Source organism: Rhizobium oryzicola (assembly GCF_030504645.1).
GTDB lineage: Bacteria > Pseudomonadota > Alphaproteobacteria > Rhizobiales > Rhizobiaceae > Neorhizobium > Neorhizobium oryzicola.
Genome location: NZ_JAUKWQ010000003.1, coordinates 589740 through 603145 on the forward strand (window position 1 = coordinate 589740; position 13406 = coordinate 603145).

A 13406-nucleotide genomic window follows, 5' to 3' on the forward strand; every position below is an offset into this window, starting at 1 on the left:
CTTATCCCTAACGTTGTATCCGGGCCGTGCCCTTCTCCCGAGAACAAAGGTCGTTGCTCGACGGTTCATATTGAAGGCGGGCGCAAACCCCTGTAGACCACGCCTATGCCTTTCCGGTTCGTCCACACCGCCGATCTCCATCTTGATTCGCCGCTTCGTTCGCTTGCGCTCCGCAACGCGGAGCTTGCGGCACTGGTGGGGGATGCCACGCGCCAGGCATTGGTGAGGATCGTCGATCTCTGCATCGATGAGGCCGTCGATGCGCTGATTATTGCGGGCGATCTCTATGACGGCGAACAGACCTCCATGAAGACGGCGCGGTTTCTGGCGACGCAGATGGAGCGCCTGCATCAGGCCAGCATTTCCGTGTTCAAGATCCGTGGCAATCACGATGCCATGTCGAAGATCACGCAGGAGCTTGTCCTGCCGCCCTCGGTGAAGATCTTCAGCGGGCGGGCGGAGATCGTGGAAGCACGTCATGGGGACCTCACCGTCGCGATCCAGGGCCTGAGCTTTGCGCGCCCGCAGGCGCCCGAAAGCTTGCTGCCCAAGTACAAGCCGCCCGTGGCGGGTGCCGCCAATATCGGCATCATGCATACCAGTCTCGCCGGCGCGCCGGGTCATGATCCCTATGCCCCATGTACGGTGGCAGAACTGCACGCCAGCGGTTTTGACTATTGGGCGCTTGGCCATATTCACCAGCGCACACACCATGCGGGTGAGCGAACCATTATCATGCCCGGCATGCCGCAGGGGCGGGATATCAACGAAGCCGGAGAGAAGAGCGTTTCGCTGGTCACCATCCACGACGACCGGACGGTGGAGGTTGAGGAGCGGCTGACCAGCATCGCACAGTTTGCCCGCATTTCCGTCGATATTTCACAGGCGGAAGATTGGCGTGCGCTGGCCAATCTGATTGGCGTGGCGCTGGAACGCGAGCGAGACCGCACCCGCTCCGACCATCTGGTGGCGCGTCTGACGCTGACCGGCGCATCCCCGCTTGCCTGGCGCATGCGCCGCGATGCCGACCTTCTGCGCACCGAGGCAGAACAGCGTGGCCAACGCACCGGCAATGTCTGGATCGAAAAGCTGGAACTCGCTGTCTCCGCTGCGGAAGCAGCAACGGCTGCGCCAGGCGCAGACCCGGTGGTGGAACTGGGACAGCTGATGCGCCGGGACGTGATGAGAACCAGCGCCTACCGCGAACAGGTGCGCGCTTTGGTGGAAGAGCTTCTGGATGATCTTCCACCGGAAAGCCGCCGCTTTGCCGGAGACGACGCGGAAGAACTGGAGCGCTTTCTGGACGACGTTATCAGCGATGGCGGCGAAGAGCTTGTTGCCCGGCTGTCCGCCAAAGATCAGGGAGAGAGCTGATGCGTCTGCGTCGCCTGGATCTCACGCGCTACGGCAAGTTTACTGATCGCGTCATTGATTTCGGCGAGGCGAAAGCCGGGTCGCCGGACCTGCACATCGTCTACGGCCTGAACGAAGCGGGAAAATCCACCGCCTTCTCCGCCTATCTCGATCTGCTGTTCGGCATACCGGAGCGCAGCACCTATAACTTTCTGCACGCCTATAATGCCATGCAGGTGGGTGGTGCCCTGGAAATCGCGGGTTTCACCCATGAACTGGTGCGCGTGAAGCAGCGCACAAACGGCCTGCTCGATGCCTGCGGCCAGCCCGTCAACGAAGCATTGCTGGCGTCCGCCATGGGCGGCCTCGGCCGCGATTCCTACCGCACCATGTTTTCCCTTGACGATCGCAGCCTGCAGGAAGGCGGCGCAGCAATTCTGGAAAGCAAGGGAGATCTGGGCGCTTTGCTGTTTTCCGCCAGCGCGGGGCTCGCCGATGTCAGCCGAACGCTGACCCAGGTGTCGGAAGAAGCGCTGCAGTTTCACCGCAAGCGCGCCCGCAATACGCAGCTGGCGGAATTGAAGCATGCTCTGGCGGAGCTCAAAAGCGAGCGTGACGCTATCGATACCTATGCCGCGAGCTTTGCAGGTCTGGTTTCTTCGCAGGCACAGGCGGAAAAGGCCTATGAGGAGGTGCTGGCGGAACTTAGCGCAAGCCGCACACGGCATGAGCGGCTGACCGGCACCTTGCGCGCCCTGCCCTCGTTCCGCGATCTTCAGCGACTGGAAGATCAGCTCGCAGCCTATGAGGGGCTGCCGCGCCCGCCACGCGAATGGCAGAGAAATCTCGAAAACCTGCTGCGAGACGAAACGCGGCTTCACACGCAGGCAGCGGGCCTCGATGCATCGATCGAGCGATTGGCTCAGGAGATTGAGGCTTTCACTGTCGATCACCCCATCCTGGAGCAGGCCTCCCGCATTGCCGCCCTTGAGGATGGCCGTGCGCGGTATCGGACGGCAGAAAACGATCTTCCCAAGCGGCGTATCGCGCTGACGGAACAGAATGCTCTCCTTGCCGCGCTCTTGAAAGCGCTGGACCGCAATGATCAGGACGACCCCGCGTCGCTCCAGCTTTCAGCAGCGACAACGGCAACACTCAGGGATTTGATCGAGCGTCGGTCCGGCATCGATGCCGAGCTGAAAAATGCAGACCGCGAGCACTTCCGCGTTCAATCGGATCTGGAAGCGGCGCAGGCCGAGACGGAAACATCCAAGGGTTCCGAAATCAGCAAGGCGGAGCTGAAACAGCTGGAAATGCAGCTTTCGGGCCTGCAGCAGGGAGGCGAACAGGCAAAGCTTGCGCTTGCAGAACGCCGCCTCGCCGAATTGCAAGAGGATGGCGCAAGGGCATTCAAGGCCTTGCAGCCATGGGCGGGATCGCTCGAAGATCTCTCAAGCCTGTCCGTACCCGCGCCGGCAGATCTGGAATCCTGGCGCAGCCGCGGAAGCGAAATCACCCGCCGCATAGAGCGTGCAACCGATCGCCTGCGGGAGCTTGGCAGCCGGCAGCTGGATTTGCAGGCGCGGATTTCCGAGCTCTCAAAGTCTGGCGAGGTCATTGACGATGAGGCCGCCGCCAAGCTGCGTGAAACACGTGATCAGGCCTGGGCGCTTCATAAGGCGCAGCTGACGAGCACGAGCGCGGAACAATTCGAAGCCCTTCTGCGCCGTGACGACCAGCTTTCCACGGCGCGTCTTACCCGCGCCAATGATCTGGCAGAACTGCGCAAGGCGCAAGAAGAGCTGCGGCTTCTGAAGGTCACGACGGTTCGCGAAAGCGTGCTGCATCAGGAAGCCACAGCAGAGCTGGCCACCTTGCAGGCCGATCTCGTGAAGGCTCTTCCAACAGAATTGCTGCCCACGGAAGCCGAAGTCGGCCGGAGCCTGACGATTGCCGAGACCTGGTTGAAACGCCGGCAAAGAGCGCTTGATGTGGCCGACGAGACGAGGCTAGTCCAGCGCGAGGTCTTGAGTCTGAGACGCGATATTGAAACCGATCTCGGTGAGCTCAGGCAAATCCTGTCGCAAATGGGAGAGAGCACCGCCGAGACATGGGATGCGCGAAGGCTCATCGCACATGCCGTGACTTGCCTTTCGGAGGCTGAATCCAGCCGCCGGGCGCAGGAAAATCGCACAGCACGGCTTGCCGAACTGAAGCGCGCGGTTGCGGAGCGGCAGCAGGAGCGGCGCGAGGCACAGGCAAAGGACCATGCCTGGAGAGAACACTGGGACTCCACACTGGCGGGTACGTGGTTTGCCGATCAGACTGATCCGGCCGCCGTCCGGGCCATCCTCGATACACTCACCGAGCTGCCGGCCATTCTTCGCGAGCGGGACCAGCTTTCCCAGCGCATCGCCTTCATGGAACGCGATCGCCAGCAATTCGCAACCGAAGTCGGTGACATACTGCAGGCTCTTGGCGAAATCGCCGATGACGCGAGGGTTCTGGAGAGTGCCGAAATGCTGGCGCGGCGGGTGGCCGATGCCGAACGCGCGCAGGAGCACCGACGCGCACGCGACGCGGAACGCGCAAAGGCGGAGGAGGAGCGGAAAGGTCTTAGCCAGCGTCTGCTGGAGCATCAACAGCAGAGGGCAGAGATCACCACCTTCTTCGGCGTCGAGACGCTTTCGGAAGTCTCGGCCTCCCTGGAGCGGTCGGCCGAGCGGGATCGTCTGGAAAACCGTTGCGAAGAGCTGCGCCAACAAATCCTGCGGGATCTCGCCCTGAACTCCTTCGAGGAAGCGAGCGACCTCATGAACCAGCTGGATCAGGACGAGGTGCGCCGGGAAGAGACAGAGCTTGGCGAGCGGCTGGAAAATTTGAGCGAACGCAGTCGCGTTCTCTATGCGGAGCTGACGCGGGCGCGCGACAGGATAGCCGCAGTTGGCGGCGACAATGCCGTGGCTCGGATCGAGGCGCGACGGGCGACCATTCTGGCAGAGATTGAGGAGCTGGCCGTCAGGCATCTGAAATTGCGTGCCGGTGCGCTGGCCGCCAAAACGGCCCTCAGCCTCTACAGGGACAAGCACAGAAGCTCGATGATGGCGCGCGCCTCCGACGCCTTCAGCCAGATCACGCGAGGCGACTATTCCGGCCTGACCACCCGGCCGGAAAAGGACCGCGAAATCCTCATCGGTGTTGCGAAAGACGGTGCGTCGAAGCTTTCGGATTCGATGTCGACCGGCACGCGCTACCAGCTTTACCTGGCGCTGCGCCTGGCCGGTTACGAGGAATTCGCGGCAGTTCGTCCCGCCGTTCCCTTCGTGGCTGACGACATCATGGAAACCTTCGACGAACTCCGCTCGGAGGAAGTATTCCGGCTGTTCGGCCAGATGGCGCAACTCGGTCAGGTGATCTATCTCACCCACCACAGGCATCTGTGCGAAATCGCCCAGGTGGTGGTGCCAGGCGTCAGAATTCACGCACTGTGATGGGAAAGGCCATCACAGTGTGCTCTTATGGATTCAAGCCAAAATCGATGGCGCCGACAACAGGCCAGCGCTACGCCTGAAGCGGGCCGCTATTCGATGTCGAATGAAACACCCTGCGCCAGCGGCAGGGATTTCGAGTAGTTCACGGTGTTGGTCGCCCGGCGCATATAGGCCTTCCATGCATCGGAACCGCTCTCGCGGCCGCCGCCGGTTTCCTTCTCGCCGCCGAAAGCGCCGCCGATTTCCGCGCCGGATGTGCCGATATTGACATTGGCAATGCCGCAATCCGAACCATCGGCTGCGAGGAAACGCTCAGCCTCGCGCATGTCGAGCGTGAAGATGGAGGAGGACAGCCCGGCGCCGACCGCGTTGTGATCGGCAAGCACGGCGTCGAAATCGCTGTACTTCAATACATAGAGAATCGGCGCGAAGGTTTCTTCCAGCACAGGCCCGGCATGGGCCGGCATCTCCACCAGCGCAGGCTTCACGTAATAGGCATCCGCGCTGCCGGTATCCACGCGCTCGCCGCCATGCACAGTGCCGCCATGCGCCCTGGCTTCGCCCAACGCCTCCTGCATGGCATCAAAGGCCAGTTTGTCGATCAGCGGGCCGACCAGTGCGCCGCCATCCAGAGGGTTGCCGACGGAGACGCTGGCATAGGCCTTTTTTAGGCGCGGAACGAGTTGATCATACACGCTGTCATGCACGAAGAGACGGCGCAGCGTCGTGCAGCGCTGGCCCGCCGTACCCATGGCGCCGAAGGCGATGGCGCGCAGCGCCATGTCGAGATCGGCAGACGGGCAGACAATCCCACCATTGTTGCCGCCGAGTTCAAGGATCGCACGGGCAAAGCGCTTGGCAAGGCGCGGTCCAACCTCACGGCCCATGCGCGTGGAACCGGTGGCGGACACCAGCGGCACCTTCGGGTGATCCACCAGCACTTCGCCAACAGTGCGATCGCCGATCAGAACCTGAGCCAAACCTTCCGGCGCGTCACCAAAGCGCTTGATCGCACGCTCCAGAATAGCCTGTGAAGCAAGCGCCGTGAGTGGCGTCTTTTCGGATGGCTTCCAGACGACGCTATTGCCGCAAACGAGTGCGAGGGCCGCATTCCACGCCCAGACCGCGACAGGGAAGTTGAAGGCGGAAATGATGCCGATGACGCCGAGCGGATGCCAGGTTTCCATCATGCGGTGACCGGGGCGCTCGGTCGCAATGGTCAGACCGTAGAGCTGACGCGAGAGACCGACTGCAAAATCGCAGATATCGATCATTTCCTGCACTTCGCCCAAGCCTTCGGACGGGATCTTGCCCGCTTCAATTGAAACGAGACGGCCGAGATCCGCCTTCGCGGCGCGCAGTTCCTCACCCAAAAGGCGCACCAGCTCGCCGCGCTTCGGCGCGGGCACCAGGCGCCAGGTGCGGAAAGCGGCATCAGCGCGATCGATGACGGCGGTCGCTTCGCTCGCGGAAACAGTCTTCAGGCTACCCGTCTGTTCGCCTGTGATCGGCGAGAAGGATTTCAGATCGCCGTTTGTGTAGGCGGCCTTATCGACGCCGAGACTCTCCAGAATGGCGGCGGCTTCTGCGGCGATGGAGGTGGGCTTTGCTGCAATGTTCATCGTGGAGTACTCCATTAACGTCTGTGCGCATTCGGCAGTTCGCTGTGCGGCACCTCTGCAGGAAAGGCAACTGGCGCGATCGTCTACAGAACCGCATCATGATCGAACCATTGGCCGAAGGAATGGTGGTCATTTCTGCCAGAAAATGCGAATTCATTCTGAAAGTGCACCATATGCGCGTTCGCGAGGGCTGTCTTGTGAATTTTCGAGCTTGGTTGATGCAAGGAGGGAATGATCATGCGTCGTAGCTTCACGCCAGACTTCATCAACCTGCAGGCATTCGAATGCGCTGCTCGCCACGAAAATTTCTCCCGCGCTGCGGAGGAACTGCATCTCACTCAAAGCGCCATCAGCCGGCAGATTGCAGATTTTGAACGGCAGACGGGTTTGAAACTTTTCGAGCGCGTCCGTCAGCGGGTCGTACTCTCCGAGGCAGGCGCAAGGCTTCTTCCCGAAGTAAGACAATTGCTGGTGCAGGCAGAGCGGCTGATGATTGAAGCCGTGGCCACGGGCAAGATGGCTTCGTCGCTCAGAGTCGCGACATTGCCGACCTTCGGCGCCAAGTGGCTGGTACCACGATTGGGCAGATTTCTCGCAGAGCATCCCGATGTGGCTCTCTCGATTGAGTCTCGCTCTCATTCCTTCAGCTTTGCAGAAGAAAATTTTGATCTGGCCATCCACTTCGGCCAGCCCACTTGGGCCAATGCGATATCGACCTTTCTGTGCCATGAAACGGTCCTGCCGGTCGCCAGCCCCTCGCTTGCGTCAAAAACATTGGAGGCATGCATGCAAGATGCCATTGCCTCCACACCGCTGCTTCATCTTACTACCCGACCGAAGTTGTGGTCCGACTGGTCGCAGCATCATAGGGTCGCCATATCGCATGCTTTCCATGGACTGCGTTTCGACCAGTTCTCGATGTTGATCTCCGCAGCGGTCACTGGCTTGGGCATGGCTTTGCTGCCAACCTATCTGATCGAGGAAGAACTGCAGTCTGGCGCTTTGGTCGCCGTATGCAACCTCACCATGCGCACTGAAAATGGGTATTACATCGTGCGGCCGGAGAACAAGAGAACCCAAGTGACGGCGCAGGCTTTTGAGGCATGGATCCTTGGCGAGGTGGCACGCCCCCGTGAAGCACCTGCACCTCAGGCAATTGGCCGAACGACGACCGATTTTCCGTAGCCTTGAACATCAATCAGATTGAAGTTCATCGTTTGCGCGACGATTGAAAAATGGGCCGCCGCATTCATTCGTTTGACATGATCAATGTCGGCTACACCGCCCGGCGCCAAAGCGGGCACAAACCCGTAGCACTCTCCGATTTCCAACGGGCCACATTTCTTTACAGAGCGCTGGAATAAGAAGTTGCCAGCTTCATCGGTCGCATCTAACGCTTCGTCACTCACGCTGAACGGGACAAATATCTGGTTTTCGATTAAGGTGCCCTGCTTTATCTTGCCCAAAGCGCCGCGACTGCTAATGGATCCCTTGAGAAGATCTACGGTCGCTACGCCCATTTCTTTTGACCAGATATATATCGTTCCAAAACACGAATAGGCGAAAGCATGCCAACTTTTATGATGAAACTGAGTATCTGAGCCAAAAATTATTGCCAACGTCCCAGCAAACTCTCCAGGCAGACAGGTTTGTATAAGCCCCCCCTTAAATAGGCGGCACCCAAATTTCTGGTAGGCGCGCACCAAATCCGAAGGAAAAATATCACGCAATTCGTTCAACATTCCATCCGGAACGGGCTGCCCTTTTGCGTCGCCATTTCGAATTTCATCTAGATAAGAAACAAGATCAGAGCTCATTAGCACATACTCAATTTAACGCGCATTTTTTCTTTTTCCAAAACCGCGTTCTTGAAGTTACTTTGCATAATCCTCTACAGATTGAGAACCTCGCCCCTTCCATTGTGATCCAACCGAGGAGTTTGCGACAGTGTCTGGTCGGGAATGCGTTGATATCGCTGCAAAGGATCGTCCAATCATCGAACAAACTCATGTTAGGTCCACATCAAGATGATCACGCAGCTATTGGTGTATTCCGGCATATCGGGTGCCGCCTCGTAGGAGCGGTCCACCACTTCATGGCGGATTGAGATGATGACATGCTCTTCTTAATTGTGATCGGGATGCGCCACCTCATAGGGCGTAAGCCGGCGGCCTGCCTCCAGAATGCATGAGGTGGAGCCGCCGGTGACTCGCTCGTGATCGGCTTCGGTTGATTGAGCACGAAGCTTCCCCGCCAGCTCCGCTTCCTCGACCGACGAGATGCGGGCTGGATATTCGTAAAGCTCGCGCTTCACCGCATCCGGCATCTGGATCAGCGAGGGCGTCATCGTGCCCGGCACCAACGAGGGCACAAAGCAGGCACACTAACTCTGCTGATGATCCCCTAGCTAGCTACCGATGATTTTAATCGATCAGCTTTTGGCTGCGCAGATGATCAAAATATTTCGGATCGGACTCCTCGAAAATTTCTTCGCCCTCTGCCATGAAGGCACGCAGCAGATGGTCCGTGCTTTCCGCTTTGCGGCCAAGGTCGAAGAGGCAGGTACCGATACCGAGTTGAACGAAACCATTCGCATAACCATCCGCACTCTCCGCAGCTTCCTGAAAGGATAACAGCGCAGCCTCAGTCTCTCCTTGTTGTTGCTGTGCGTCACCGATGGAAGCATGAAGCCACATTGCCGCCTCCCATTTCCGCCGTGGCTCCGGCAAAAGAGCGAGCGCCGATTGCCAGGCGACGATCGCTGCATCTGCCTGGCCCGCTTCCAAAAGATCGTTACCGCGCTCAGACAGATCGGATACGCGGTCATAAATGTCGTCTGGCAGTTCTTCTTCCATATTAATTCTGCCCCTTTGCACGCTCCTTGAGGTAAAACTCAAGATAGGGCGCATCTTCACCCGAAAAACCTTGCCGTCCGAAAACTTCGTAGACCTTGGCGAAAAGACCGTAGGCCTCGTCGTATAAACCGAGTTGGTGAAGTGCGCGTCCTTCCGGCATCAGGACAAAATGGTCCCTGTGTTCGGGGTCGTCATACATGCGATAGGTGATCTCGATCCACTTCTTGGTGGAAATAGCATCGCCGATGGCGGCACACTTCGTCGCCATACTGCGCGCCATGATCTGGGGATAGAAATCCCACTCCTCCTGAGGTGGTGGTAACAGTTCCCATGCCGCTTGGCCGAGTTCGAGCGACTCTGCAACCTTTCCCTCACGATTCTTGGCACCAGCCGCCTGCAGTAGACCATCGAGCTTTTGTGAAAGGTCCGGCGATATTTGCCATTTTTCCATTGGTCCTCGCTATTTAATTGGCGGGAAATCGAGGTCTAAGCGCCGCCTCCACGCGCGAACAGCGGCGTATCCATTAAGATGGCGATCGAGCTCTTGTGCATCCGGGCAACAAGATTGCTCCTAGTATATAACAAATCGGCCATTGGGAAAATCGCCGGAAAATCCGCACGGGAAGTGTCCACTGACGTAGTAATATGAAAGCGAAGCAAAAAATCCCGGCTTCACAATATCGGAATATTCGGCTTCCATGCACAAATGGAATATATCCCAGCGCACACAGTCCGCAAATACCTGAGGTAATTTTTTTGATTGAGTGACAGAACCAATTTTATCGCTCACCAAGGCATCTGAAAACGGCTTTACGACATCACGGATCTCATTCCACTTATTTAAACGCTCCTTATTAACTTCGAATATTCGCTCTCTGAGCTGATTTGCCGCCTCCATAGTGAGGCTTTCCCAATCGCCGCTGGCGCAGTGTTGGATTGCCTCCGTCCAGGATTCGACGAAATCAACATTACTCTGATCTTTGTCGCCGACCCTTCGGAACCACTCAACAGAGTCAAGTTTGTCGAGTGTAGCGATTATGCGAGGAGAGGCACCTGACAACATATTCGCTCTTCCTCAATCAGTGGCTCTCATCCCATCGATAAGGATTGTCATATTCGAATTCTATATCAAAATCGTCGTCTTCATTGACTTCCACCCGCACCGCCTTCCATTGCTCACCGTTTGAGGAAAAAACGGTCCAAAAAGCAGCAAGCTCTTTTTTCAATTCATCATCATAGTCGAAAAAATTGCGCGGGTAGGCTTTTTCTCCACCCTTGGTGAAATATTCCGCCGTAACACCCACCACTCCGTCCAGCACCATCCCGACAAAAATGAGGCCATCTACATCGTCAGGAGCATCTTGCTGAAGAATCTCAACAATTCTTCCGATGTTTTGGTTGATCGCATCGTCTTTCCACATTTTTCCACCTAAAACTTCTGGCCAGATACATTTTCGAACGAACGGCTAAACGGCTTCCCGTCTATCTTATACTTGACATCGAAACCAGAAGGTCTCAATGCACTTCCGTTATAAATTGGCTTCACATCCACATACACTTCCTTTCCGGACTTCAAGGCTTGCTCCCAGGAATTTTCCATGGCTTTCCAGGCACCCTGATTCAGATTCTGGTTCTGGGCGACTGTATTGAACAATTCCGAAGGCCCATTAAAGCGCGACCCAATCAAATGACCGCCTTGATCAGACTTAAGGCGGTCCGGCCCTCCCGCTTTCCTTTGGTTGCCGGTATTACGCGGAGCTTTTTTTAATTTCAATTTTCCTTTGGCTCTTACGGTGCGACCAAGCTCATCAATTTCGTACTCATAGCTGTTAGCCGTAATTCTCCCTCCAGCCTTTCCGCTTGCCTGGACCGCCTCCGCCTCCGCCTTCTTCTTTGCTGCGGCATCCGCCTCTTTCTTCGCCGCCGACTCTGCCGCCTCCTTTGCGGCCCTCTCCTCCGCCGCCTTGACTGCCGCCTGCTCGGCCTCTTTCTGAACGAGTTTCTCTGCACCCTTGGTCAAGCCCTTGGTGGCAATCTTTCCAACGCCTAAACCTGTTGCGGCACCGACCGTCTGTATACCGCCGAGAAGATATTGCCCGGATTTGAACGAACGCTTGGCATCGTCAGCGTCCATCGCATTCCCAAGACCCGGAACGAAGCCGGCGACCGTTCCGGCTCTGCGCCCGTATTCACCGGCCCAGTATTTGTCCATGCCGAGCGACATCAAGCCACTTTGCACCGAGCCTTCGATCCGCTCTGTCAGGGAAGGTTTGTAGGCTTTGAGTTCGGACGGGCCGGACCCCAGCGAAAGCGGCTTAACATTGCCGCGCCCGCTGTTCACATAGTCCATCTCCTCGCCGACTTTTTCGTTGGAGGCCCAACCGAAGCCACCGGGATTGGTGTTCCAGCCGCCATCGGCCGCCCGCGTCCAGCCCTTCGACTTTGCGTATTCGGCGATCTTCTCATCGCGCGTCTTGTCGTGGGCATCCTTGCCGTCCGGAGCTTTATGAGTCTCGGTCGACTTGACGTAGACGTATTCACCGGGGGCGTTGCCCTTGTTCAGCGTGCATCGATCCGTGTGCCGCTGCACCCACTGCCCGTTAGCCCTGACGATGGTGGATGAGGTTACAGGTTCGACAACGTCCCCGACCGTGCCTGACTTGACCCCCTTGCCGACCCCCGGTTCGTCACCGTAACAGCAAAAGAATTTCGACGTCTGGAGCTTGATCACCTTGCCGTTGGCGCGAACGTTGGGGGAGTAGTTCAGATCGTCTTCCCCCATACCCCAGGTCATATAGGGGATTGGTACCTTGGGAGATCTGCAGACATCGGGCGATGTCACGATCGCCAGCGCCTTGCCTTCCTTGTTCACCACTTCAGGCGGGGCTGGGTTGGGCGCTGTCGGCTTCTGGATCGCTGGCTTATTTTGGTTTGCCGAAGATAGGGGCTGCAGTTTCCCCGTCACCGGGTCAACACGAACATACTCCATCGGTTCTGGCTGAGAGGCTGAAGGTTCGTCGTCGCTCATCAGACGCCCTCCACCACATGCGCCATTTCAAGTCTCGGAAGCCCTTCTCTCTCCGGCCAAAGGAAATTGCAGCGCCACGTCAGAAACACGCGACCAACCCCCGGACGCATATAGAAATGCACGCCATCCAGAACCATCAGACCCGATTGTGAGCCCGCGCCTTGTTCAATCGAGACCTGAAGCGCCAAACCGGGAAGCGAGCCTCTGAGGTTCTCAAAACCCGGCAGAAGGTTTGTCAGTTCGAAGGGCTCGTTACCTTCCAGCCATGGTTCGGCAATCTGGTCGCGCGGGGCTGCCTGCCAGAAGGCGTAGTCGAAATCCTCCGGCAGCAACGGATGACGCTTTTCCACCCAATCCTCGTCATAGGTGCCGGCAAGCTCAGCGCGGTCTTTCCAAAATGGGGAGATTGGGGCAAAGCCCGCCGGCTGCGGTCGATCCGTGACGGATTGGATTGGCTGATCTTCAAGCTCGATCCGAGGTGCAGGCCATTCCGGCTGCTGCTTGAACCGGGTCTGGCCCACCAGGCCCATTCCTAGCGGGTTCGCCTCGAGCTCTCCTTCATCGCGACGCCCCCCGAAGGCTAACCGCCAATCGATTGGAACATAGGCCACAGGATCGCCCGGCGTCAGCTCCCAGCCGTCGAGCGCATCCTCCTTGTCGCGGTCAATCAGGCCTCGCCAGGTCTTGCGGGTTCTGGCGCGCCACAAGCGCGGCCCATGCACACGCAGACGCTTATCCACCGACCCCACTTTCAATCCGCATGTCCAGCTGGATTGCGCCTTCCCGCCCGGTGCAAAACTCGCGCCGACGAACGTGACATCGGTTCCCGGCTTGAAAGGTGCCAAATCGGTGCAAGCCAGATGCGGGGTCTCGTGCGGATCGCCTTCATAAGTGTCGGACATCACGAGCGGATATTGCTCATCCGCCAGTTGAAGCGGGCCATCCTTTGTTAGTTTGAAGGTTCCGCGCGCCACGACCACGCCCATCAGCTCGCCGACCATGTTGTATTGGCGGAAGGCCAGGGCCGGAAACGGTGTGTGGTTCTCCACCGACATCG

Annotated in this window: 11 protein-coding genes and 1 pseudogene; 3 read left to right on the top strand and 9 right to left on the bottom strand. The window is 58.1% G+C overall.

The annotated features are described in order from the left end of the window. Positions 1 to 105: 105 nt before the first annotated feature. Entirely contained in the window at positions 106 to 1374 is a 1269-nt protein-coding gene (locus Q2T52_RS13330) for a metallophosphoesterase family protein (protein ID WP_302077223.1), read from the top strand. Next, entirely contained in the window at positions 1374 to 4844 is a 3471-nt protein-coding gene (locus Q2T52_RS13335; RefSeq protein WP_302077224.1) for an ATP-binding protein, read from the top strand. Before Q2T52_RS13330 ends, Q2T52_RS13335 begins: the two co-directional genes overlap by 1 nt. Before the next feature lie 89 nt (positions 4845 to 4933). Here the strand turns inward: Q2T52_RS13335 and amaB are convergent, their stop codons facing one another. Next, positions 4934 to 6466 (bottom strand): L-piperidine-6-carboxylate dehydrogenase, encoded by a 1533-nt coding sequence (gene amaB / locus Q2T52_RS13340; RefSeq protein WP_302077225.1) that lies wholly within the window; start codon positions 6464 to 6466, stop codon positions 4934 to 4936. A 231-nt stretch (positions 6467 to 6697) separates the two neighbouring features. On the opposite strand from amaB, the gene Q2T52_RS13345 reads away from it, so the two are divergent. Then, positions 6698 to 7651, top strand: coding sequence for a LysR substrate-binding domain-containing protein (locus Q2T52_RS13345; protein ID WP_436799532.1), 954 nt, complete (start codon positions 6698 to 6700; stop codon positions 7649 to 7651). Here the strand turns inward: Q2T52_RS13345 and Q2T52_RS13350 are convergent. From Q2T52_RS13350 to Q2T52_RS13385, 8 genes and pseudogenes are all read right to left on the bottom strand, one after another. Further along, positions 7615 to 8283, bottom strand: coding sequence for a GAD-like domain-containing protein (locus Q2T52_RS13350; protein ID WP_302077227.1), 669 nt, complete (start codon positions 8281 to 8283; stop codon positions 7615 to 7617). The genes Q2T52_RS13345 and Q2T52_RS13350 overlap by 37 nt on opposite strands. Before the next feature lie 221 nt (positions 8284 to 8504). After that, a pseudogene (locus Q2T52_RS13355) lies at positions 8505 to 8834 on the bottom strand (contractile injection system protein, VgrG/Pvc8 family); the annotation flags it as partial. Positions 8835 to 8889: 55 nt separating this feature from the next. Further along, positions 8890 to 9363 carry a tetratricopeptide repeat protein gene (locus Q2T52_RS13360; RefSeq protein ID WP_302077228.1) on the bottom strand — a complete coding sequence of 158 codons (474 nt, stop codon included), beginning with the start codon at positions 9361 to 9363 and terminating at the stop codon, positions 8890 to 8892. Beyond that, entirely contained in the window at positions 9323 to 9772 is a 450-nt protein-coding gene (locus tag Q2T52_RS13365) for a hypothetical protein (RefSeq protein WP_302077229.1), read from the bottom strand. Before Q2T52_RS13365 ends, Q2T52_RS13360 begins: the two co-directional genes overlap by 41 nt. Before the next feature lie 120 nt (positions 9773 to 9892). Continuing rightward, positions 9893 to 10384 carry a hypothetical protein gene (locus Q2T52_RS13370; RefSeq protein WP_302077230.1) on the bottom strand — a complete coding sequence of 164 codons (492 nt, stop codon included), beginning with the start codon at positions 10382 to 10384 and terminating at the stop codon, positions 9893 to 9895. Between the two features lie 16 nt (positions 10385 to 10400). Then, on the bottom strand, positions 10401 to 10742 hold the full coding sequence (locus tag Q2T52_RS13375) for a hypothetical protein (RefSeq protein ID WP_302077231.1): 342 nt from the start codon (positions 10740 to 10742) through the stop codon (positions 10401 to 10403). A gap of 8 nt (positions 10743 to 10750) precedes the next feature. Further along, entirely contained in the window at positions 10751 to 12349 is a 1599-nt protein-coding gene (locus tag Q2T52_RS13380; RefSeq protein WP_302077232.1) for a DNA/RNA non-specific endonuclease, read from the bottom strand. Continuing rightward, entirely contained in the window at positions 12349 to 13404 is a 1056-nt protein-coding gene (locus tag Q2T52_RS13385; RefSeq protein WP_302077233.1) for a DUF2169 family type VI secretion system accessory protein, read from the bottom strand. Before Q2T52_RS13385 ends, Q2T52_RS13380 begins: the two co-directional genes overlap by 1 nt. Between the last annotated feature and the right edge of the window lie 2 nt (positions 13405 to 13406).

Coding starts and splice junctions, on each gene's coding strand:
- Q2T52_RS13345 (WP_436799532.1), top strand. CDS start 6,698: ATGATCATGCGTCGTAGCTTCACGCCAGACTTCATCAACCTGCAGGCA.
- Q2T52_RS13385 (WP_302077233.1), bottom strand. CDS start 13,404: ATGTCGGTGGAGAACCACACACCGTTTCCGGCCCTGGCCTTCCGCCAA.
- Q2T52_RS13335 (WP_302077224.1), top strand. CDS start 1,374: ATGCGTCTGCGTCGCCTGGATCTCACGCGCTACGGCAAGTTTACTGAT.
- Q2T52_RS13365 (WP_302077229.1), bottom strand. CDS start 9,772: ATGGAAAAATGGCAAATATCGCCGGACCTTTCACAAAAGCTCGATGGT.
- Q2T52_RS13370 (WP_302077230.1), bottom strand. CDS start 10,384: ATGTTGTCAGGTGCCTCTCCTCGCATAATCGCTACACTCGACAAACTT.
- Q2T52_RS13330 (WP_302077223.1), top strand. CDS start 106: ATGCCTTTCCGGTTCGTCCACACCGCCGATCTCCATCTTGATTCGCCG.
- Q2T52_RS13375 (WP_302077231.1), bottom strand. CDS start 10,742: ATGTGGAAAGACGATGCGATCAACCAAAACATCGGAAGAATTGTTGAG.
- Q2T52_RS13380 (WP_302077232.1), bottom strand. CDS start 12,349: ATGAGCGACGACGAACCTTCAGCCTCTCAGCCAGAACCGATGGAGTAT.
- Q2T52_RS13350 (WP_302077227.1), bottom strand. CDS start 8,283: ATGAGCTCTGATCTTGTTTCTTATCTAGATGAAATTCGAAATGGCGAC.
- amaB (WP_302077225.1), bottom strand. CDS start 6,466: ATGAACATTGCAGCAAAGCCCACCTCCATCGCCGCAGAAGCCGCCGCC.